Consider the following 468-nt stretch of genomic DNA (forward strand, 5'->3'; position numbering starts at 1 on the left):
GGGCACTCTCCTCGGCGCTGCATCGCTTCCAGCCAGCGTTGTCCTTGCCGCCGCGGCGACCGTCGCCAGTGCGGGCCATACGCTGGCGACGTACAACCCCGACTACGAAATCATCAAAGACTACGTCAATAAAAAACTCAAAGTCATCTACAAGAAATAACCGACAACACCATCAATCATCGTTCCGCCTACCCCGTCTTTTTATAGACCCAGCATGAAGTTATGCAGAGCCGAAAGCACACGCTTGATAAAACATAGAACATGGACATTCGAAACAATGAACATCAGCCCATTAAAAGTACTGCTTAGTATTGGCCTTATTGGCGTGACAACCCTTGCTTACTACGTACTATCGAAAAGTGCAGTAGAAGATTTAGGCACAATTAAAAAACTCACCGACTCAGGACTGTCTGAACACTGGGAAAATGGTGACGTGATTTTATTGATACGGCACGAAGAACGATGTGA

General features: G+C 47.2%; 1 pseudogene. It reads left to right on the forward strand.

Annotated features, from left to right (window positions below):
* Positions 1 to 277 precede the first annotated feature (277 nt).
* Positions 278 to 468: pseudogene (locus tag ACI77I_RS32170) on the forward strand (histidine phosphatase family protein); the annotation flags it as partial.

The organism is Pseudomonas sp. D47, from assembly GCF_045447305.1.
In the GTDB taxonomy this organism is placed as follows: Bacteria; Pseudomonadota; Gammaproteobacteria; order Pseudomonadales; family Pseudomonadaceae; genus Aquipseudomonas.